Annotated in this window: 15 protein-coding genes; 11 read left to right on the forward strand and 4 right to left on the reverse strand. The window is 36.8% G+C overall.

Annotated features, from left to right (window positions below; genetic code table 11):
- Positions 1–141: 141 nt before the first annotated feature.
- The gene (gene ligA / locus AC52CF_RS15280; RefSeq protein WP_375181052.1) at positions 142–2,148 is read left to right on the forward strand and encodes an NAD-dependent DNA ligase LigA; all 2,007 of its coding nucleotides are present in this window, start codon (positions 142–144) and stop codon (positions 2,146–2,148) included.
- Positions 2,149–2,246: 98 nt separating this feature from the next.
- Positions 2,247–4,547, forward strand: coding sequence for a DUF7619 domain-containing protein (locus AC52CF_RS15285; protein ID WP_496517343.1), 2,301 nt, complete (start codon positions 2,247–2,249; stop codon positions 4,545–4,547).
- Positions 4,548–4,597: 50 nt separating this feature from the next.
- On the opposite strand, the gene AC52CF_RS15290 is transcribed toward AC52CF_RS15285, so the two are convergent.
- The gene (locus AC52CF_RS15290) at positions 4,598–5,299 is read right to left on the reverse strand and encodes a hypothetical protein (protein ID WP_496517344.1); all 702 of its coding nucleotides are present in this window, start codon (positions 5,297–5,299) and stop codon (positions 4,598–4,600) included.
- A gap of 85 nt (positions 5,300–5,384) precedes the next feature.
- Here AC52CF_RS15290 and AC52CF_RS15295 point away from each other — a divergent pair, with 85 nt between their 5' ends.
- Positions 5,385–6,032 (forward strand): MgtC/SapB family protein, encoded by a 648-nt coding sequence (locus tag AC52CF_RS15295; protein WP_214588841.1) that lies wholly within the window; start codon positions 5,385–5,387, stop codon positions 6,030–6,032.
- Positions 6,033–6,088: 56 nt separating this feature from the next.
- Here AC52CF_RS15295 and AC52CF_RS15300 read toward each other — a convergent pair whose 3' ends face one another.
- Positions 6,089–6,571 (reverse strand): copper resistance protein NlpE, encoded by a 483-nt coding sequence (locus tag AC52CF_RS15300; RefSeq protein ID WP_496517345.1) that lies wholly within the window; start codon positions 6,569–6,571, stop codon positions 6,089–6,091.
- A gap of 299 nt (positions 6,572–6,870) precedes the next feature.
- Between AC52CF_RS15300 and AC52CF_RS15305 the strand changes: the two genes are divergently transcribed.
- Positions 6,871–9,009, forward strand: coding sequence for a S46 family peptidase (locus AC52CF_RS15305; protein ID WP_375181048.1), 2,139 nt, complete (start codon positions 6,871–6,873; stop codon positions 9,007–9,009).
- 77 nt (positions 9,010–9,086) lie between these two features.
- On the opposite strand, the gene AC52CF_RS15310 is transcribed toward AC52CF_RS15305, so the two are convergent.
- Positions 9,087–9,218 carry a bacteriocin-like protein gene (locus AC52CF_RS15310; protein ID WP_262487837.1) on the reverse strand — a complete coding sequence of 44 codons (132 nt, stop codon included), beginning with the start codon at positions 9,216–9,218 and terminating at the stop codon, positions 9,087–9,089.
- A gap of 478 nt (positions 9,219–9,696) precedes the next feature.
- Entirely contained in the window at positions 9,697–12,573 is a 2,877-nt protein-coding gene (locus AC52CF_RS15315) for a M16 family metallopeptidase (protein ID WP_436835757.1), read from the reverse strand.
- A gap of 136 nt (positions 12,574–12,709) precedes the next feature.
- On the opposite strand from AC52CF_RS15315, the gene AC52CF_RS15320 reads away from it, so the two are divergent.
- The 7 genes from AC52CF_RS15320 to AC52CF_RS15350 all read left to right on the forward strand — a co-directional run bounded on the left by AC52CF_RS15320 (position 12,710) and on the right by AC52CF_RS15350 (position 23,431).
- Complete coding sequence (locus tag AC52CF_RS15320) at positions 12,710–14,035, forward strand: sigma-54-dependent transcriptional regulator (RefSeq protein ID WP_290266102.1); 1,326 nt, start codon at positions 12,710–12,712, stop codon at positions 14,033–14,035.
- Between the two features lie 685 nt (positions 14,036–14,720).
- A complete protein-coding gene (gene kdpA, locus AC52CF_RS15325) occupies positions 14,721–16,415 on the forward strand; it encodes a potassium-transporting ATPase subunit KdpA (protein ID WP_214588836.1) in 1,695 nt (564 codons plus the stop codon).
- A 278-nt stretch (positions 16,416–16,693) separates the two neighbouring features.
- Positions 16,694–18,733, forward strand: coding sequence for a potassium-transporting ATPase subunit KdpB (gene kdpB, locus AC52CF_RS15330; RefSeq protein ID WP_087706817.1), 2,040 nt, complete (start codon positions 16,694–16,696; stop codon positions 18,731–18,733).
- A gap of 101 nt (positions 18,734–18,834) precedes the next feature.
- The gene (gene kdpC, locus AC52CF_RS15335; protein ID WP_214588835.1) at positions 18,835–19,383 is read left to right on the forward strand and encodes a K(+)-transporting ATPase subunit C; all 549 of its coding nucleotides are present in this window, start codon (positions 18,835–18,837) and stop codon (positions 19,381–19,383) included.
- Between the two features lie 12 nt (positions 19,384–19,395).
- A complete protein-coding gene (locus AC52CF_RS15340) occupies positions 19,396–20,481 on the forward strand; it encodes a porin (protein ID WP_214588834.1) in 1,086 nt (361 codons plus the stop codon).
- Positions 20,482–20,596: 115 nt separating this feature from the next.
- On the forward strand, positions 20,597–21,709 hold the full coding sequence (locus AC52CF_RS15345) for a sensor protein KdpD (protein WP_214588833.1): 1,113 nt from the start codon (positions 20,597–20,599) through the stop codon (positions 21,707–21,709).
- 6 nt (positions 21,710–21,715) lie between these two features.
- Positions 21,716–23,431, forward strand: a complete 1,716-nt coding sequence (locus AC52CF_RS15350) for a HAMP domain-containing sensor histidine kinase (RefSeq protein WP_496517346.1) — start codon at positions 21,716–21,718, stop codon at positions 23,429–23,431.
- Positions 23,432–23,642: the final 211 nt, after the last annotated feature.

Consider the following 23,642-nt stretch of genomic DNA (forward strand, 5'->3'; position numbering starts at 1 on the left):
ATTTTAACCCCGATTTTATCTGGTGGATAATCAGTGGGTTGAAATATGTTACAACTTTTTAATTTTCGCGGAATATTTAATTCCCTTATTTTTTAAATTGGAATTACTTTTATTTATTTTTGCTGAAAAGATAAAAACCCGATGTCCGAAAACATACAACAAAAAATAGAAGATCTGCGAAAAGAGCTTCATCAGCACAACGAAAATTATTATCTCCTTGATACTCCGACGATTTCGGATTATGATTTTGATATGTTGCTGGAAGAACTTCGTGATCTGGAAGCCCGATATCCCGAATTTTATGACGAAAACTCTCCTACCGTTCGTGTCGGCGGTGGAATTACCAAAGTTTTCCCTACGGTTCAGCATAAATTCAGAATGTATTCTCTTGATAATTCTTATGATTTTGATGATCTTGAAGACTGGGAAAAAAGAATTATTAAAACCATTGACGAACCGGTGGAATTTGTTGCCGAACTGAAATACGACGGTGCTTCGATCTCCATTTTGTATGAAAACGGAAAACTGGTTCAGGCAGTAACTCGCGGCGACGGATTTCAGGGTGATGAAATTACCGCAAACGTTCGTACCATTTCGGATATTCCTCTGAAACTGAAAGGTGATTTCCCTGAACATTTCTTTATGCGCGGTGAAATTTATTTAACCCGAAAAAATTTCGATAAAATCAACAAACAGCGTGAGGAAGAAGGTCTCGATCCTTTCATGAATCCCCGAAATACAGCAAGCGGAAGTCTTAAAATGCAGGACAGCGGCGAAGTGAGAAAACGCGGGCTTTCATCGGTTCTGTATCAGTTTATTTCAGAAGATATTCCTGCAGCATCGCATTGGGAACTGCTTCAGAAAGCGCAAAGCTGGGGTTTCAAAACATCCCAACAGGCAAAATTATGTACGACTTTGGATGAGGTTAAAGAATTTATTAATTTCTGGGACGTTGAAAGACATAATTTACCGTTTGAAATTGACGGTATCGTTTTAAAAGTCAACTCTTTAAAACAGCAGAGACAACTTGGATATACTGCAAAATCTCCACGTTGGGCAATGGCTTATAAATTTAAGGCTGAAAAAGTGGAAACCGAACTGCAAAGCGTTTCCTATCAGGTCGGAAGAACAGGAGCCATCACTCCGGTTGCGAATCTGAAACCTGTGTTATTAGCCGGAACGATCGTAAAGAGAGCCTCGCTTCACAATGAAGATATTATTAAAAAACTTGATCTTCATGAAAATGATTTCGTTTATGTAGAAAAAGGAGGTGAAATTATCCCGAAAATTGTCGGCGTCAATACCGAAAAAAGAACGGAAGAAAGCAAAGAAATTGAATACATCAAAAATTGTCCAGAATGCGGCACTGAGCTTGTAAAAATTGAAGATCAGGCGATTCATTTCTGTCCGAATGATCTCCACTGTCCGCCACAGGTTGTAGGAAGAATGATCCATTATGTTTCGAGAAAGGCTTTAAATATTGATAATCTGGGAAGTGAGACGATTGAGCAGCTTTACAGAGAACGACTGATTGAAAATCCTGCGGATTTCTATGTTTTAACGAAGGAGCAGCTTCTTCCGCTCGAAAGAATGGCAGAAAAATCGGCACAGAACATCATTTCAGGAATCGAAAAATCCAAAGAAATTCCGTTTGAAAAAGTACTGTACGGAATCGGGATAAAACACGTCGGAGAAACGGTTGCCAAAAAACTGGTTAAAAATTTCCCGACCATCGAAGATCTGAAAAATGCAACCGTGGAAGAGCTTTGCCAAGTGGAAGACATTGGAACCAAAATCGCGGTAAGCATTGTAGAATTCTTTGCAAATTCCGAAAATATTTTGATGATCGAAAGGTTAAAATCTTACGGAGTGCAATTGGAAAAAGGTGAAAGCACGAACGAAGTTTTATCCAATGTTCTGGAAGGTAAAACATTCCTTTTTACCGGAAAATTATCATTATTTACAAGAGAAGCGGCGGAAGAAATGGTAGAAAAACACGGCGGAAAAAATATTTCGGCAGTATCCAAAAACCTTAATTTCCTTGTGGTGGGCGAAAAAGCCGGAAGCAAACTGAAAAAAGCACAGGACATCGGAACAATTGAGATTTTGGATGAACAGCAGTTTTTGGATTTGGTAGAAAAACAGTAAAAATTATAAAAATATTTAACATAATAAACCATTGAGATTAATTTTCAATGGTTTATTTTTGCTTTTAATTAAAAAAATAAACTAATAACTAATAATACATGAGAAAAATCTATTTAATCATTTGTATCGTTTTATGTGCTGTTTTTCAGGCACAGATTGTGAATATTCCGGATGCGAATTTCAAAAATATTTTACTCACTAATTCTACATCTTTCGCATTGAATATCAACGGTTTTCCTACAGTTATTGATACTAATCATGATGGAGAAATTCAGGTGACCGAAGCTGCAAAAATAAAGTCGTTAAATTTTGATAAAATGATAATCCCTAATTCCTCTTATTATTTTGATAATATCGTTTCAATGGAAGGTATTAAAAGTTTTACCAAACTTGAGAGTCTTAGGATTAATAACTTTCTTCTTTTAACATCTCTTGATATTAGTGATAACATCTACTTATATAAACTTGACATCTCCCAATGTTATGCACTTTCATCAGTTAATATCCAAGGTTGCAGCCAATTATACGATCTTGATATTTTCATGGCAAACCTTCCTTCTATTAATCTTTCCGGGTTAACAAATTTATATAGTGCTGATATTCAGTTATCACAACTTAATAATATTTATTTAAATAATAATATTAATCTAAATTCATTAAATCTGGCAGTGAATAATCTTCAGTCACTTCCCGTAAACCAAACACCTAATTTAGAATATTTAAATATTTTTAATAATAAATTTACAACGCAGGATTTCAGTTCTTTTCCACAACTTTTAGGGATTAGATGTACGACTAATAAGTTTACAAGCATTGATTTTTCCCAAAATCCAAATCTGGCGACTTTTTTATGCGATTCAAATCCCTATCTTCAATCATTGTTTATAAAGAATGGTATCAACAATTTTACCCCAAATAGTAATTCAACTTTTTCCAACACTCCTAATCTTGTTTACATTTGTGCCGATGATTCAGAAATATCGAATGTAAGCGCTTTATTACCATCTGGAAGTTCCTGCGTGATAAACTCTTACTGTTCTTTTACACCGGGTGGAGTAAATTATACCATTCAGGGAAATACAAAATATGATGGTAACAATAACGGTTGTGATGTTAATGATAGTAATAAAGCTTTTCAGAAATTCAATATTACCAACGGAACAGTTTCGGGAAGTTTAATTGCGAATGCATCAGGAAATCATTCAATTGCCGTAGGCGCTGGTTCTCACACAATAACTCCGGTTATTGAGAATCCTTCTTATTTCAATATTTCACCCATAAGCTTAACAGCAAATTTTCCAACGCAAACGAGTCCATTAATACAAAACTTCTGCCTTTCAGCCAATGGAGCACACAATGATCTTGAAGCGGTAATTATTCCGATTACTGCGGCAAGACCAGGCTTCAGTGCAAAATACAAAATCGTTTATAAAAACAAAGGAACCGGAACACAATCCGGAACTTTATCTTTCAATTACAATGATAACCTGATGGATTTATCAAGCTCATCTGTCACGGTAAATTCTCAGTCAACCGGACTTTTAAACTGGAATTTCAGCAACCTGAATCCTTTTGAAACCAGAGAAATTACAGTTACCTTTGCTTTAAATACTCCTACACAAACTCCTCCGTTAAATGGTGGCGCGGTTCTTAATTATACCACTCAAATTAATGGAGCAACGGACGAAACTCCTCTGGATAATACATTTACGTTAAATCAGACTGTTGTCAATTCTTTCGATCCGAATGATAAAACGTGTCTGGAAGGAACTTCCATTACACAGGCAAAAGTAGGCGACTATGTTCATTATGTGATCAGATTTGAGAATACCGGAACTGCAAATGCGCAAAACATTGTCGTAAAAGATGAGATTGATACCTCGAAATTTGATCTGTCCACACTAATTCCGTTAAACAGCAGTCATAACTTTATAACCCGAACTACCAATCCGAATACCGTAGAATTTATTTTCGAAAATATTCAGCTTCCTTACGCGGCAGGAAATAATGGCGGATATGTTTCATTTAAAATTAAAACAAAATCCACATTAAATATTGGAGACAGCTTCAGTAACACTGCAAAAATTTATTTTGATTATAATGCTCCGGTTGTGACCAATACTTACACAACAACTGTTCAAAACGTATTGTCGACGTCCGAAATGGCATCAAAAAACAATGAAGTTTCGATCTATCCGAATCCTGTAAAAGAAGTTTTAAACATTCAGTCTAAAGATGAAATTGTAAAAGCTGAAATTTACGACGCTTCAGGAAGAATATTAAGTTCAGCATCGGTAAAAGGAAATTCAATGAATGTTCCTGAACTTGCCAAAGGAAACTACATCATTAAATTATCCACAAAAGATAAAACATTCGTTCAGAAATTCACTAAAAATTAAACTGACCTGAATACTATTACAAAAGACTGTCTCTCAAAGGCAGTCTTTTTTTAGCTGTGTTCCAAAATATACAGCGCGTCCGAAATTTCCCTTGCAAAACTTTCATCCCCCTTTTCGAAATAGTAGAAACCTTCTTCAAGACTTTTCGCATTTTCTTTGATCCATTTCAGAAATTTTAGCTGATCTGATTCATCGAAACTTTTATTTTCCCGGTTTTCGTTGACAAAATCCGGATAATAATCCCGGATAAAATCCATATAAATCATAAAGCTGTTTAGGGCAATATCCACTTTCCAGTATGCTAGTAATCTTTCGATTTCACCTGTCATATTATAGATTCCGAAAAACAAATCATCATCAAAGAAAGTCCTGTTTTCTAAGAAATACTTCCACCATTCTAAAAGAAAAGCGATAACGGCTTCTTTTTCAGCATTATCCCAGATTTCCCATTTTCCGTACTTCAGCTTTCCGAAAATACCAAACGGATGGATTCCCAGATCATGATCAATGCAAAGTTCCAGTATTCTCGGCAGGAAATGTTTAAAATCATCCACATTTCCCCACGTTGTCATTGCTTTGAAAGCATATCGGGAAAGATCCTCTTCTTCGAGCTCTCTGAGTTCCTTACTATGAATTTTCTCTTTGTCACGATTCGAAACGCAATAGAGGCATCCCTCTATAACAGATCGGATTTCATATTTTGAAAAAACAGAATACAGGTTTTCAATCGACTTTTTCAGACTTTCATTCAAGGTTGTAGCATTTTACTATACAATATACCTCATTTGAATTTTTATCAAAAGAATTATTGTAATTTTATTTAGTAAAATCTTCAAAATGGAATTTTTAAAAGATCATTACGTTATCCAGAATGAGCTTCTGCTGATTTTCATTTCTGTTCTTCTCGGCATTTTCATCGGGACAGAACGCGAGTACCGGAATAAATCGGCAGGGTTGCGCACTTTTATTCTGGTCTGTTTCGGATCCTGCCTGTTTACGATACTTTCCATTAAAATCGGAGTTGCCAATCCGGATCGTCTTGCAGCTAACATCATTACCGGAATTGGCTTTCTGGGAGCAGGCGTTATTTTTAAAGGAGACAGCAAAATCGACGGAATTACCACTGCCACAACTATTTTCGCAACCGCCTCCATCGGAATGGCAGTCGGATCAGGATATGTTTATCTTTCTCTCCTCGGAACGCTTCTTATTTTAGTGGTTTTAAATTATTTAACCTATTTTGAAAAATTTATAGACAGACATCATAAAATTCGGGAATATAAGATTGCGGTAGTTAATTACCATGATATTCAACATTGTGAAGAGCTTTTTAAGAGAAACCATCTGAAATTTACCTTGGCAAAACAACAATATACACAGGGAAATCTCTCGACAACATGGGTGGTTACAGGCAATAATACCAATCATGAAATTTTAATGAAGAACCTGATGGAAGATGATAAAATAATTGCCTACCAGTTTTAATATCATCGATGTCAATAAAAAATCCCTTCAAATGAGGGATTTTGGAGGTTACACGATTATTTCTTTTTAAAAATATACAGGGCTTTGTTCGGGCCGTCAATCGGTTTTCCTTCCATATCAAGCTGTGTAAGTGTATTTTCCCCAACTTTGTATTTGTATTTTGAAATTTTTCCGTTTAAGGTAATGATGCTTCCCGTAGAATCCCATGTAAACATTCCTGTATCTTCATTTTTAGAATTTCTTTCCAGATATTCTTCTGTGATTTTAAAAGATTTATCCTTACTTAAAACAAGGATGGTTTTAATTCCGGGACAGTCTGCGCATGGAACTGTGGCTTCATACGTTCCGTCCCAGTCCAAAGAATTTTCTGAATTATCAGCACCCGCAACGGAAGTTTCTTTTGTACTGTCCACCGGGGCCTGAATCGCCATCGGATCTGTTTTAGGGTTCATCTCCACTTCAGGATTTTTGTCTTTTTGCGTACAGGAAACCACAAGCGACGCAAGAGCGATTCCCAAAATCTGAATTGTTTTTTTCATAATAAATGATTTAGCGTGAATGCTTTTTCAGCAGCAAAAATTAAGCCGCCTGATATTTTCTTGTTGATGGTTGATAGATCGAAATGATTAAAGATTAAATCGTATCATCAATCTTGATACAAAAATTTTATTTGTTTTTACTTTTCTAGAATAATAGGTATGCTGAATTATAATTTTACGTTTGAAAATAACAGAATCATAAAATATTAAATTTGAACAGCCTCTAAAAAACAATCAACTATCAGCCAATTTTAATCTAAGTATACTATTTTCTTCGTAAATTCGGCAAAATTTTGATTATGACAAAAAAGATACTTCTATCTGTATTTCTTTTGCCGGCTGTAATGACGTTTGCACAGCAATACGGCGGAATGTGGATTCCAACGGAGCTTAATGAAAAGGAAATGAAAGATTTGGGAATGAAAATCTCTGCAAAAGACATTTTCAATCCGCAAAAAGCAAGCATAAAAGATGCGGTAGTACAGTTCAACGGAGGCTGTACCGCAGAAATTATCTCGCCAAAAGGGTTATTGCTTACCAACCATCACTGTGGTTACGGACAGATTCAGTCTCACTCAACCGTGCAGAATGACCTTTTATCAAATGGTTTCTGGGCAAAAAATCCTCAGGGAGAACTTCCGAATCCGGGAGTAACGGTAGACTTTATTGTTGATATCAAAGAAGTAACTTCCCAGATTTTAGAAGGTACGGATAAACTTCAGGAACCTGAACTTTCTAAACAGATTGCCAAAAATATTGAGATTTACAAAAATTCTCAGAAAACAGAACCTTATCAGTCGATTTCTGTAAGATCCATGTATTACGGAAATAAATTCTATGCTTTCACTATCGAAACATTCAAAGATATCCGTTTGGTAGGAGCTCCGCCTCAAAGCATCGGAAAATTCGGTTCGGATACAGACAACTGGGTTTGGCCAAGACATACAGGAGATTTCTCTATGTTCAGAATTTATGCTGATAAAAATAACAAACCAGCGGAATATTCTAAAGACAATGTTCCTTACGTTCCGAAACATTATCTTCCTGTTTCCATTAAAGATAAAAACGAGAATGATTTCACTTTTGTATTCGGATTCCCGGGAAGAACCACAGAATATCTTCCTGCAATTGCGGTTGAAAAGATCATGAAAGACACCGATCCTGCGAGAATTTCAGTGAGAGATGTTGCTTTGAAAACGCTGGACGAAAAAATGCGTACCGATGATGCCACAAGAATTCAGTATGCTTCAAAATACGCTTCGGTAGCCAATTACTGGAAAAAATGGATCGGTGAAGTAGAAGGCTTGAAAAAATCTAATGCGGTAGAGAAAAAAGCACAGTATGAAAATTCTCTTATCGCTAAAAATAAAGATATTAAAACGACTTTAGATCAGCTGAACAAACTGTACAACGATCAGGCTCCTTATGCATTAAACAACGCATATTATTCTGAAACCATCAGAAATGCAGAAACGTTAACGCTTGCCAATCTTTTCTACAACTACGTCACTGCGGTTGAAGCCGGAAGAATGGATGAAAAAGGAACCATCTCTTTTAAAAACAGACTAACTTCTTTCTACAAAGATTACAATGCAGAGCTTGATGCAAAAGTTACGGCAAAATTACTGGCTCTTTATGCCAATAAAACGGCTCCGGAATTTTTACCTGCAGGATTTGAAAAATATAAAAATGAAGCGCAAAATCTTCAGACGATTGAAGAAGATTCTAAAAATTCCATCATCACAGGAAGAACTGAAGTAAACGGAGCTTTTCTTAGTAAAGATATCGAAAAGGCACTCTCCAATCAGGATAAACTGATCAAAACATTGAAAAAAGATCCTGTTTATCAGACTTATTTATCCATGAGAGACACCTACATCACCAAAGCTGATCCTCAGTTTACATCGATGCAGACAAAAATTGATGCTTTACAGAAGACTTACATGGCTCAGCAAATGGCAACTGATAAAGACAGAAAATTCTTCCCGGATGCGAACTCTACCCTTCGTGTAACGTACGGAAAAGTAAAGGGTTCTTCCCCAAGAGATGCCGTTTCTTATAATTATCAGACGCATTTGGCGGGTGTAATGGAAAAATATGTTCCGGGAGATTACGAATTTGATGTTCCGAAAAAGCTGATTGATCTTTACAGCAAAAAAGATTTCGGAGTGTACAAAGATAAAACCGGCGATGTTCCTGTAGGATTTACAGCTACCAACCATACAACTGGAGGAAACTCCGGAAGTCCGGCTCTTGATGCCAACGGAAATCTTGTAGGACTGAATTTCGACAGACAATGGGAAGGAACAATGAGCGACATTAATTATGATCCTCGTTTCAGCAGAAATATCATGGTGGATACGAAGTATATTCTTTTCATCATCGATAAATTTGCAGATTCCAAATGGCTGATTGATGAGATGAAGATTGTAAAATAAATAATAAGAAAAGTCCTGAAAATTTCAGGACTTTTTTATTTCTTTACTATTCTTACTTTAAGAGTCTAAAAAGATTTTTAATTTTTACATTCCGGTTCTCCACAGAACTTACCTACTTTTTCGCAAACACCATCGTAGTTCATACAAATCATTAATCCTCCCTTTACTGTTTTAAGATTTTCTCTAGAAAGTTTCTTTAAATTTTTCATTGTTTTTGTTTTAATTTGTTTCCTACTCTGTGAGCTTTTCGGATACCGCTATATTTTAAGATAAATTTAAACAAAAGAAACAATTCTCCAATAATTTTTCACACATTTAAGAAAAAAATATATTATGTTAAATAAAATAATGTTTTTACAACATTTGCTGATCTGAAATCCTTTTTAAAATATAAACTTAAACTTTCGAAAAACGCAAAATATTCAATAAATACTGTCCTATCTTAAGGTGCAAAAAATTTTATCTACGATAAAATTAAGCATAATACCTATTGAAAATATTTGATTTTCTTGCGCCTTAATGATTTGAGATTAATAAAAAACTTGCGTCTCTGCGTTTCCAAAAGAATATTTTTAAAAAGTTTAAACTCTATATAATAAGCGTTTATTTAGATTTTTTAATCCGCATTTTCAGGATGGAAATTGCACATGAACTAAAAACAGAAAGAGGCTTTTTCAAGCCTCTTTTTTAATGTCCGAAAATATCTTTTAAACTCACTTCCCTGAAGGTTCCCATCTTATCAACCGCTTCCCTGTTCAGGTTTTCTTTTTTCCCGATAATGGCGGTGTTGAAGTGAACGGATTTTATATAATGGTCGTAAAAATCTTTCAGATCTTCAAATTTCAGGCTTTCAATCTGGCGATAGATATCTTTCCTGAAATCGTGATGAATATTCAGTTTTCTTAATCTTAAGGTATTGAAGAAAATATTCGTTCTCGTTACCCGTTGCGAAGCAATCTGTTTCAAAGCAGAATTTTTTGCATTTTCAAACTGTACTTTCACTTCAGGAAGTTCAGTCATCAGTTCAGTCATCGTATCTACTGCAATCTGCAATTTGTCCGGCTGCGTTCCGATGTAGGTGGTAATGTAATCCGGATGATCCAACTCTGAATTCGCTGCGTAAGAAACGTATGCAGAATAGGCTAAACTTTTGCTTTCACGGATTTCCTGAAAAACAATGGATGACAAACCGCGTCCGAAATATTCATTAAAAACATTGATTTTACCAAAATTTTCCGTATTGACATTGCGACCTCTTCCTACTTTGCTCATTTCCATCTGAACCATGTCGTAATCTGTAAAATATACATTTCCGTCTGTTTCAGGTTCCGGATAATTTTTAGGCTCCGGAATGACAAAACTTTCATTTTCAGTATATTTTCCGATGTACGAAGTGAAATTTTCAAAATTTCTTCCGTAGAAAAATATCTGATACGGATATTTGAATAGCTTCTTCATCCGGTCTGTAAAAACTTCCACATTGCTGCTTTCCAGCTCTTCTTTTGAAATAACATCCGTGAACCGCGAAAAAGGTCCCAATTTGGTATAATTGGTAAGAGCCGTCATAATTCTGCCTTTATCCTTCTTCATCGCAGCACGGTTTTCCAGAATAGTTTCTGTAAACTGTCTGTAAATTTCCTGATCCGGTTTTACTTCATACAGCCAATGCTGAAGAAGGTCTATTCCTTTTTCAATATTTTCTTCCAAGCCGTTCAGCGAAATAATCAGCTGATCGTTGGTGGTTTTAAAATCATTGGTAACGCCGATTTTGAAGAATTCTTTTTTCAGATCTTCCGGAGAGAATTTTTCAGTTCCAAGATATTGAAGAACCTGAGTTGAAATTCCCAGATCGCGGTCATGATCGCTTCCGAAAGGAAAAATAAAATGAACCTGCGCAATATCGTTGTATTTATTTTTAACGAAACTTATCCTTTTTCCTTTCACGGTATCTTTCTGAATTTCCTTTTCATAATCCACAAATTCTGGCTGAATGTCTTCCGTTTTTTCTTCTAAAATCTGGTGTAAAAAATCAGACTGGGCTTCACGGTTTATTTTCACAGGAGTAATTCCCGGATTTTCTACGCGGATCAATTTTTCGTTTACTCCTTTTTCTTTATAAACGATAACATAATTATCTCTGAAAAACTCATTGGCAAAGGCGATAACCTCTTCTTTCGTCAGTTTTTCATACTGATCCATTTCATTCAGTTCCTGTTCCCAGGTTCTGCCTTTGATGTACGTATCATAAAGGTTTGTTGCCAATCCGTCTGCGGTTTCCAGCGCCTTCATCCTCTGAATTTTAAAATCATTGATGATGGCAGGAAGCATCCAGTCCGGAAATTCTCCTTTTTTAACCAGTTCGATCTGCTCCAGAACCAAATCTCTGGCTTCATCCAAAGTCTGCGATTCCTTCGGAACGGCAACGATGGAAAAATATCCGTACTGTTTCAGACCTACTGAATACGCCTGTCCCCACAATAATTTTTGAGTCTGATTAATATTCAGATCCAGCAATCCTGCTTCTCCCCTGTTGCTAAGAATATTTACCACCACATCCGCCAACATCGCTTCTTTTGTGCCGTAACTTTCCGTTCTCCACGCCAATTGTACTCTCGGCGTTGTGGGACTTTTTACCGTTCGTTTTATAATTTCCGTAATCGATTTTTCGATGATGGGCGTTTTTTTCGGAAGCTCTCTGTAGGGAATGGTCCCGAAATATTGGTCAACAAGCTGAATCGTATCTTCAAAATCAAGATCTCCCACCAAAACCATGGCATAATTGTTCGGAACATAATATTCATCAAAATATTTATGAATCGCCTTCATGGAGGGATTTTTCAAATGTTCTGCCTTTCCTAACGTGGTTTGCTGTCCGTTGGGATGCGTAGGAAAAAGTGCGTCCATCAGTTCATAATTTACCAGACGCGAATCGTTGTCCTGTGCTCTGTTGAATTCCTCATAAACAGATTCCAGCTCGGTATGAAAAAGCCTTAAAGCCAGTTCAGAAAAACGTTCTTTCTCGATTTTCAGCCATTTTTCAAGCTCATTGTTCGGAACATTATTTTTGTAAACCGTTTCATCGAACCATGTATGTGCGTTGGTTCCGCTTGCGCCTAAAGAAGAGATTGCCTTATCATATTCATTCGCAATGGCATACTGACTCGCTTCCTGAGAAACTTCATCTATTTTGCGGTAAATTTCTTTCTTTTTTTCAGGATCATTCTCCGCTTTATGCTGTTCGTATAAATCTGAAATCTGATCTAATAATTCACTTTCCTTTTCCCAGTTCTGAGTTCCTAATTTAGAGGTTCCTTTAAACATCATATGTTCAAGATAATGTGCCAAACCTGTATTATCAGAAGGATCGTTATTGCTTCCGGTTCTCACAGGAATATAAGTCTGGATTCTCGGAGCATCGGAATTTTGGGCAAGAAAAACCTTTAAACCATTTTTTAAAGTGTAAATTCTTACTCCATTTTCGTCATTGGAAACCGTGATATATTCGTAGTTATTTTTATCTGTATGAATTTCTTCCCTGAATTTTTTATCAATCATAAACTTCATTTTTCACCCTTAAAATAGAATGAATACAAATGTAAGCAATCAAAAAAGAATCCTTCCATTTTATAAATATTAAAATCTATGATTAAGATTCGCATTTTATATTTAAGTTTGCATCAGTTTTCCAAATTACAACACCATGCAAGGAAACATCCTCATCATCGATGACGAGATCAAGCTCCTGAAATTATTAGGAATGATCCTTTCCCAAGAAAATTTTAACGTAAAAGAAGCTTCCACCGCACGTTCTGCGATGACGATGCTCGAACAGTATGAATTTGATGTCGTGCTAAGCGATGTTCGGCTTCCCGATGCTTTCGGAGTAGATTTAGTAAAATCCATCAAAACAAAATATCCTCATCTGGAAATTATTCTGATGACGGCTTTCGGAAATATTACGGACGCAGTTCAGGCAATGAAAAACGGCGCCTACGATTATCTGGTGAAAGGTGATGATAATGATAAAATTATTCCGCTGGTTTATAAATCTTTAGAAAAAGCGAAAGATAACAAATCGAAAATCATCCAGAAGAGTTCTTCTTCAAAAGGTTTTGAAACAATTATCGGAAATTCGCCTTCCATTATTCAGGCAAAGAAACTGGCAGAAAAAGTAGCGTTAACCGATGCAACCGTTCTTCTGACGGGCGAAACCGGAACAGGAAAGGAAGTTTTTGCAAATGCCATTCATGAAGGCAGCGACAGAAAGAAAAATAATTTTGTAGCCATCAACTGTTCCGCTTTCAGCAAAGAAATTCTGGAAAGCGAACTTTTCGGGCATAAAGCCGGAGCTTTTACAGGAGCAGTAAAAGATAAAAAAGGACTGGTGGAAGAAGCCAATGGCGGAACCCTATTTCTGGATGAAATCGGAGAAATGCCGATTGAGCTTCAGGCAAAACTGCTTCGCGTACTGGAAACCAAAGAGTTTATCAAAATGGGAGAAACGAAGGTTTCCAGATCGGATTTTCGACTGATTGCCGCTACAAACCGTGATCTGGAGGAAGAAATAAAGCAGGGAAACTTCCGTGAGGATCTTTATTTCCGGCTGAATATCTTTGAAATCAGGCTTCCGTCGCTTCGCGAGAGAAAAGAGGATCTGAAAGCTCTGGCTAAAAATTTTGTGAATGTTTTTTCTCAAAAACTTCATATCTCCAATATTGAAATCTCTCCGGAATATTATAAAACATTGGAAAAAAACGACTGGAAAGGAAACATACGGGAACTGCGAAATACCGTCGAAAGGAGTTTAATCCTAATGAACAATCATATCCTTGATGCAGAAAGTCTTCCGCGTTATTCTGAAAAAGTTTCTTCTGAAAACGATTCTTTCAGCATGAAATCTCTGGAAAAGGAGCACATTCAGAAAGTGCTTCAATACACCAAAGGAAACAAGGCAGAAGCAGCAAGATTACTGGAAATCGGGATTGCTACCTTATACCGCAAACTGGAAGAATATCATTTGAGATAAATGTTAATTAAAATCTACGCTGTAGATACTGGAGTATTTTATTTAAAACAATAAACAATTGATTATCATTTAATTATAACTAATTTTAAATACATTGAGAATTAAACCATTAAGTTTTCAGTTTAGAAGTTAAGATTATATAAGAGAAGCTTCGCTTTAAGCTAAAAAATGCCTTCAAAAATATAAAGGAACATAGTTTTAGTCTGTTTTTTTTAAGAAAGAACTTAATTGGTTAAAAAAATAAAACCTATCATTTTAATAACGAGCCTATCATTTTGATAGGCTTTTCTGTATTTTGGCACATGATGAAATATAACCAAAACACTCATTTTCAATTAATTAAATTAATCTAAACAACAATGGAACTTCTTTTGGCATTGTCAGTCTGAATAAAATATTTATAAAATGACAATTTCAAGAAAAACGTTCAGAGAACGGGAGCGCTCAAAACTGGGTCTGCTGATGGTATCTTACGTAGTATTTACTTTATTAACCTTAATTGTTGCCGTATGATGTTGATAGTTTTAATTCTTCTCAGCGCCTTATTATTCTGGATCTCTTACAAATCCGTTGAATTTTTTGATAAAATATAAAAATTATGTGGAGCTTATTTTTCCTATCCGTTATCGCCTTTGTTTACATCTGCTATGTATTAATAAAACCTGAAAAATTTTAACCAAAAATAATGAACACAGAAATTTTAGGCATTATTGCCATGTTCACGATTACCTTAGTGATTGGTATTTTTCTCGGAAAATATATTGCTAATGTATACGGCTACAAAAAAACCTTTTTAGACAAAATTTTTCAGCCTGCTGAAAATCTGATCTATAAAATCTCGGGCATCAATCCGAACCATCAAATGACCTGGAAACAGAATATGTCTGCGATGTTAACCATCAATTTTGTATGGTTTATTCTTGCCTTTTTTATCTTGCTGAATCAATCCTGGCTTCCTTTAAATCCGGACGGAAATCCGGATATGTCGCCGGATTTAGCCTTCAATACCGCTATCTCTTTTTTAGTCAACTGTAATTTGCAGCATTATTCCGGAGAAACGGGAGCCAGCTATTTCAGTCAGTTGTATTTAATGTTCTTACAGTTTGTCTCTGCTGCGACAGGAATGGCTGCAATGGCAGTTCTATTCAAAGCTTTCAGAGATAAAACGACAACAGAACTGGGGAATTTTTACGATTTCTTCACCAAATCTGTGATCCGTATTTTATTGCCTTTAAGCATTGTGGTTGCTTTCATCCTTTCATCCAACGGAAGTCCGATGACTTTCGAAGGAAAAGACCATCTGACCACTCTGGAAGGAGCCAAAATGGATGTTTCGCGAGGTCCGGTTGCCGCTTTTGTTGCCATCAAACATCTGGGAACAAACGGAGGAGGATTCTTCGGAGCTAACTCAGCGCATCCGTTAGAAAACCCGAATTATACAACCAATATGACGGAAATGATTGTTCAGATGATTATTCCATTCGCTCTTGTTTTTGCTTTAGGATTTTATCTGAAGAAAAGAAAACTTTCATGGACGATTTTTGCCGTTATGACGATTGGTTTTCTGGCTTTAACCGTTCCGAACGTTATTAATGAAACCAACGGGAACCCTCTGATTACCCAAATGGGAGCTGATTCTCATCTTGGAGCGATGGAAGGTAAAGAAATCCGTTTCGGAAGTGCTGCTTCAGCATACTGGAGCATTGCTACAACCGTTATTTCAACAGGATCTGTAAACGCGATGCATGACAGTACGATGCCGCTTTCGGGAATGAATGAACTTCTTGCCATGATGATCAACTGTTTCTACGGAGGATGCGGAGTCGGAATTCTCAATTATTTCATTTTCATCATTCTAGCCGTATTCATCAGCGGATTAATGGTGGGAAGAACCCCTGAATTTTTAGGCAAAAAAATTGAAGCTAAAGAAATGAAGATCGCGATGATTGTGGCTTTATTCCATCCTTTTCTGATCTTGGTAGGAACAGCTTTAACAGCCTATCTGCCTGAATTCGGAACAAAAACGCTGAATAATCCCGGTTTCCATGGCTTCAGTGAAATGCTGTACGAATTTACCTCATCATCTGCAAACAACGGTTCCGGTTTTGAAGGTTTGGGAGACAACACACCATGGTGGAACATCTCCACAGGAATTGTGCTTTTGTTATCAAGATTTATCCCGATTATCGGCCCGGTAGCCATTGCAGGATTACTGGCACAGAAAAAATACATCCCGGAAAGCTCGGGAACGCTGAAAACAGATACTGCCACTTTCGGATTTATGACGTTAGCCGTTATTCTTCTGATCGCAGCGCTGTCCTTCTTCCCTGCCCTTACGTTAGGTCCGATTGCAGAACAGCTTCAGTATTTTTCTAAATAAAAAATTAAATAATTGAACCATTAAGACTTATTAAAGCTGTTAAAAAAATTAAGCTTATCAAATTATTAAGTTTAAAATATTCTTTGAATATTTCTTAATTGTTCAAAAAAGAAAAATTTAATTCAAAAATCAATTCAAACCATTAAGCAGATTATATAAAGAAAACTAGTCTCAATTTTCATCCATACCCAACTAATATTATCCATTTTCATTCTTTAATATTAATTTGCTTTAATGGTTGATTTTGGTTTCCAATGATATAACACTTTCAAAACAAAATGAAAAATCAATCTCAGACATTGTTTCAAAAAGATTTGGTAAACGAAGCCATCAAACAGTCTTTCGTAAAACTGAATCCGAAAATCATGTTTAAAAATCCTGTCATGTTTCTCGTAGAGATCGGAACGGTTGTCATGCTTATTGTAAGCCTGTTCAGCCTTACCGGAGACAAGTCTCAAGGCAGTTTCAGCTATAATTTTTTAGTATTCGTTATCTTATTTTTCACGGTTTTATTCGCCAATTTTGCCGAAGCCATTGCCGAAGCGAGAGGGAAAGCGCAAGCGGATACTTTACGAAAAACCCGTGAGGAAACTCCCGCAAAAGTTGTCGTAAGCAACAAACAGGGATTTCAGGTAGAAACCGTGATGAAAAAATCTGCCGAAATGAAACTGGGCGATATTTTCCTTTGCGAAGCCGGAGATCAGATCCCGATGGACGGAGAAATTATCGAAGGACTTGCAACCATCGACGAATCTGCCATCACCGGAGAAAGCGCACCCGTTATCCGTGAAGCAGGAGGAGACAAAAGTTCCGTAACAGGCGGTACAAAAGTACTTTCCGACAGAATAAAAGTAAAAGTAACCACCAAACCCGGAGAATCTTTTTTAGATAAAATGATTGCTCTTGTGGAAGGTGCTTCCCGACAAAAAACACCCAACGAAATCGCATTAACCATACTTTTAGCAGGTTTTACGCTTACCTTTATTATCGTAACCGTTACCCTGAAACCTTTTGCAGACTACGCGCAGACACCGATTACCATTGCGGCATTTATCTCACTTTTCGTTTGTTTGATTCCCACAACGATTGGCGGTCTGCTTTCTGCAATCGGAATCGCGGGAATGGACAGAGCTTTGAGAGCCAACGTGATCACCAAAAGCGGTAAAGCCGTTGAAACTGCGGGAGATATTGATGTACTGCTTCTGGATAAAACAGGAACCATTACCATCGGAAACCGTAAAGCAACCCAATTTCATCCTTCAAATGGAATTCAGCTTGATGAATTCATCAAAGCTTCAGCACTGAGTTCCGTTGCGGATGAAACACCTGAAGGAAAATCGATCATCGAATTAAGCCATTTAAAATCCGAAGATTTACTTGTTCCCAATCCGGTTTATATCGATTTTACGGCTGAAACCCGAACTTCAGGAATCGATTTTGAAAACACGAGAATCCGAAAGGGAGCATATGACACGATTAAAAAACTGACAGAAAAAGCCGGAAATATTTTCCCTTCTGAAACACAGGAAGCCGTGACCAGAATTTCCGAAAACGGAGGAACTCCTTTGGTAGTTTCTGTTAATGAAAAAGTATGGGGCGTTATCGAGCTTCAGGATATCATCAAGACCGGAATTCAGGAGCGTTTTCAGAGATTAAGAAAAATGGGCGTGAAAACGGTAATGGTAACCGGTGATAACCCTTTAACGGCAAAATTTATCGCTGAGAAAGCCGGAGTGGACGATTTTATTGCCGAAGCAAAACCGGAAGATAAGATGAACTACATTAAAAAAGAACAGCAGGAAGGAAAACTGGTTGCCATGATGGGAGACGGAACCAACGATGCTCCCGCACTTGCACAGGCAGATGTGGGCGTAGCGATGAACAGCGGAACACAGGCAGCCAAAGAAGCAGGAAATATGGTGGATTTAGATAATGACCCTACGAAACTTATTGAAATTGTGGAAATCGGGAAACAGTTACTAATGACACGCGGAACGTTAACAACTTTCAGTATTGCGAATGATGTTGCCAAGTATTTTGCGATTATTCCGGCATTGTTCATCACGTTTATTCCGGCGCTTCAGAAGCTGAATATTATGAATCTTCACAGCCCTGAATCTGCGATTTTATCTGCGATTATTTTTAACGCCATCATCATCCCGATCCTGATTCCTTTAGCTTTGAAAGGTGTTGCTTACAAACCGATCGGAGCAAGCGCATTATTGAGAAGAAATCTCTTGATCTATGGACTGGGTGGAATTATTGCCCCATTTTTCGGAATAAAGCTCATCGATTTAGTTATAAGTCTTTTTTATTAGACTGGAAGTTTGAAGCTGGAAGTTAGAAATGAAACGTAATATTTTAACTTCCGTCATCCTTCTTCCATCTTCTATCCACTCAACTCAAAAATTTAATTCAAATGAAAAATCATATTTTATCAGCATCCAGACTTACATTGGTGATGCTTGTAATTGTCGGAATATATTTAGGAATTGTCTACGCAGGTTCTAAAGTTTTACCGACTCAGGGAAATGCAGAAATTATTAATTTTAAAGGACAGAAATTTTACGCCAATATCGGACAGAATTTTACGTCTCCGAAATATTTTCACGGTCGTCCTTCTGCAGTAGATTATAATGCGGCAGGAAGTGCGGGAAGCAATAAAGCACCAAGCAACGAAGAATATCTTCAGACTGTAAAAAAACGAATTGACACTTTAAAAATGATGAATCCTGAAATGCAAAACGTAAAAGTACCTGTAGAACTCATAACAGCAAGCGGAAGCGGACTTGATCCGGACATTTCTCAGGAAGGCGCGCTTTATCAGGTTAAAAGAGTGGCAAAAAACAGAAATATCAGTTCAGAAAAACTGGAACAACTTATCAAAAATCAAACAGAAACATCTATTTTCGGTCCGTCAAAAGTAAATGTATTGAAATTAAACATTGCTCTGGATCAGCTTAAATAAAATACAAATTTTATGAAAAAATATATTGCGGCATTCTTACTTGCAGGATTTTTTTTACCGAAGGCACAAAACACAGACTCTGCAAAAACCGATGCCAAGCTGAAAATCTCTGCTTACGCTGAACTATTTTACACCTATGATTTCAATGAACCTTCCGGAGGAAACCGCCAGAGCTTTTTGTACAGCTACAACAGGCACAATGAAGTTAACCTCAATTTAGGATTCATTAAAGCCAACTATGAAAACGACAGGATGCGCGCCAATCTCGCTCTGATGGCGGGAACTTATGCACAGGATAATCTGGCTGTGGAACAGGACGCTCTGAAATATGTAAATGAAGCGAATATCGGGATTAAAATTTCCAAAACAAAAAATCTGTGGATTGATGCAGGAATTATGCCGTCGCACATTGGCTGGGAAAGCGCAATCGGGAAAGATAACGTTAATCTTACCAGAAGTCTCGCCGCAGAAAATTCTCCCTATTTCGAAACCGGAGCCAAAGTTTCTTACACTTCGGATAACGGAAAATGGTTTCTGAGCGGTCTTGTTTTAAACGGATGGCAGAGAATTGCAAAAGCTGAAGGAAATAAAAGTCTTTCTTTCGGGCATCAGATTATTTTTAAACCCAATGATAAGATTACACTGAACAGCAGTTCGTTTATAGGGAATGATAAACCGCAGGATGATAAAAGAATGCGTTATTTCCATGATCTGTACGGAAATTTTCAGTTGACGGATCATTTTTCCACGACTTTAGGTTTTGATGTCGGAGCTGAACAGAATGAAAAAGGAAGTGAAAGTTACAATCTTTGGTATTCTCCAAACGTATTGATGAAATATCAGTTTGACAATCAGTGGAGTTTTGCGGGACGTGTGGAATATTTCAGTGACAAAAACGGAGTGATTATCGCTACAGAAACGCCTAATGGATTTCAGACTTTCGGATATTCTTTAAATGTAGATTATCAGATTCTTAAAAATGTAGTTTTCCGTACGGAAGCGAGAGGATTTACTTCTAAAGATGCCATTTTCGTAAAAAATGACAATTTCAGAAAGGGAAATTTTTTCATCACCACCAGTTTAGCTGCCTGGTTTTAAGATAAATTATTAAGTCTAAAGCCGGAAACCTCACAGGTTTTAAAAACCTGTGAGGTTTGTAATGACTTTTATAACTATGGTAATCCTTTAAAATAAAATTAAAACAATAAAAACCATGTCTTCTTCAGCAAAAGATTTTTTAGAACTCATCCAGAAATCCCGAAAAGGGAAATTTAAAATCTACATCGGAATGAGCGCAGGAGTAGGAAAAACCTTCCGTATGCTTCAGGAAGCGCATACTCTTTTGCGAAACGGAATTGACGTAAAAATTGGCTACATTGAAACGCACGGAAGGGAAGAAACCGTCGCTTTAACAGAAGGAATTCCCGAAATACCGAGACGGTCTTCTTTTTATAAAGGTAAAAATCTGGAAGAAATGGATCTTCAGACCATCATCAATACGCATCCCGAAGTTATTTTGGTGGACGAACTGGCTCACACAAACATTGAAGGCTCCAAAAACAAAAAAAGATGGCAGGATGTTCTGGAAATTCTGGATAACGGAATCAATGTCATCAGTGCAATGAATATTCAGCATATTGAAAGCCTGAATGAAGAAGTAAAAAAGATCACCGGAATAGAAGTATCGGAACGGGTACCCGATAAAATTCTGGCTTTAGCGGATGAGGTAGTCAACATCGATTTAACCGCAGATGAACTTCTTACGCGCCTGAAAGAAGGAAAAATTTACAAAAAAGAGAAAATCCAGACGGCTTTAAGCAATTTTTTTCAGAGCGGACATATTTTGCAGCTTCGGGAACTGGCTTTAAAAGAAGTGGCAACTCATGTTGAAAGAAAGGTAGAAACGGAGATCAAAACTGAAAATTTTAAACCCATAAAATTTCTGGCGTGCATCAGCAGCAATGAGAAAATAGCAAAAAACATCATCCGGAAAACGGCAAGACTGGCAAGTTATTACAACAGTCCGTGGACCGTTCTTTACATTCAGAAACCTTCAGAAAACCCTGAAAAAATTGCCCTGAATAAACAGCGATTTCTGATTAATAATTTTAATTTAGCTCAGGAATTGGGAGCAAAAGTGATCCGGCAGAAGGAAAGCAGTATTCATAAAGGAATTCTGGACTATGTGATTGCACATAACATCACCACCGTTTGCATCGGAAAACCACACGCTCATCTTTTGCAGAGAATTTTCGGCTATAGCTGGATCTACACATTAATGAACCGACTGAATGAAAGACAGATCGACATTATTATTTTATCTTAGAATGCAATGAAACTAAAAACGAAACTCACCCTTGGGGTAGGTCTTTTATTTGTGCTGATTGTTCTGCTATCGGTTATCGGGTCTTTTTACATCAATAAACTGAAATCTGATACGGAAAAAATTCTTATCGCCAATTACAACAGTCTGGAATTTTCTCAGAATATGCTTCTGGCACTGGATAAAATGAAAACCGACAGCGCCGTTGCCATTAAAGATTTTAAGAAAAATAATCTTCTTCAGGAAAGAAATTTAACAGAATTCGGAGAGAAGGAAGCTACCCAGAATCTCAATCTTCATTTCAACAGCTACATCCATGATCCTTCGCCGGAAAAAGAAAAGATGATCCGTGAAGATCTGGTTAAAATCATGTCACTCAATATGAAAGGAATTGAGCGAAAAAGTGATATTGCCATTATAACAGCAGAAAATGCAACGTTCTGGATCGCCTGTCTCGGAACCATCTGTTTTTTAATTGCGATCACGCTAGTTTTTAATCTTCCTCAGACAATTGCGGAACCCATCAGTCAGCTTACGTTCAGCATCCGACAGATTGCCAATAAAAATTATAACGAAAGAGTTCATTTCAGGGGAAGTGAAGAGTTTAATGATCTTGCGAATTCTTTCAACATCATGGCGGAAAAGCTTCAGGAATATGAAAGCAGCACTTTGTCTGAACAGCTTATGGATAAAAAGCGGATTGAAACCCTTGTGAATAATATGCACGATGCCGTGATTGGTCTGGACGAAAATCATTTTATTTATATGATTAATGATGAGGCTCTTAAAATCACCAATCTCAATAAAGATGAAATTATCGGGAAAACGGTTCATGAAGTGGCTGTAAACAATGATCTGATAAGGGAACTTCTGAAAAATATCAATCATCCGCAGAAAGATCCTATTAAAATTGTAACCGACAATAAAGAAAATTATTTTGAGCAGGATGTAATCCCGATCAATATTACAAAGACGGGAGAAAAGGAAAAAAAATACATTGGAAAGGTTATTCTGCTGAGAAACATAACTCCTTTTAAAGAACTGGATTTTGCAAAAACCAACTTTATCGCAACCATTTCGCATGAATTAAAAACTCCTATTTCTGCTATAAAAATGGGCGTTCAGCTTTTGGAAAATCAAAAATTCGGGGAACTGAATGATCAGCAGAAAGAGTTATTAAAAAGCATTAATGAAGACGGACAAAGACTGCTTGATATTACAGGAGAACTGCTTAATTTATCTCAAGTAGAAACCGGAAATATCCGCCTGAATATCGAAAGCTGCGCTCCAAAAGAAATAGTACAGACTGCTGTAAAAAATGTGGAAAAGTTGGCAGAACAGAAAAACATTTCGATCCAGACGCAGTTTCTGACGGATGAGAAGGATTTTGTTATGGCTGATTTTGATAAAACAGTCTGGGTAATGAATAATTTCCTGAGCAATGCTATTAAACATTCTTTTCAGGATGAAAATATCCTGATTTTGGTTGAAAAAGAACCATCCGGAATTAAATTCAGCATTACCGATACCGGAAAAGGAATTGATGAAAAGTACCAGCGACAGATTTTCGACCGCTACTTTCAGGTTCCGGGAGAGCATCAGAACGGAACCGGTTTAGGACTTGCGATTTCCAAAAATTTCATTGAGAAACAAAACGGAGAAATCGGTGTTAAAAGTTCTTTAAATCAGGGAAGTACTTTTTATTTTGTGTTGCCGATGGTTTAAATTTTTTGTATATTTGATTATGAAATCAACAAAGATATCTCCTAATATTGTGCGACAGCTTCGCAATCAAAAATTGCATAACGGACAGCCTTTTATGATTAATACAAAAGAGGTTAATCCCAATGAATGCTATCTGGAATATCCCGATGGAAGTATAAAGCTGGTTGTTATTCAGGAGAATAAAAAAGATTTTTTTGTTATTCGGGAATTA

It is taken from the genome of Chryseobacterium sp. 2P (genome assembly GCF_059579425.1).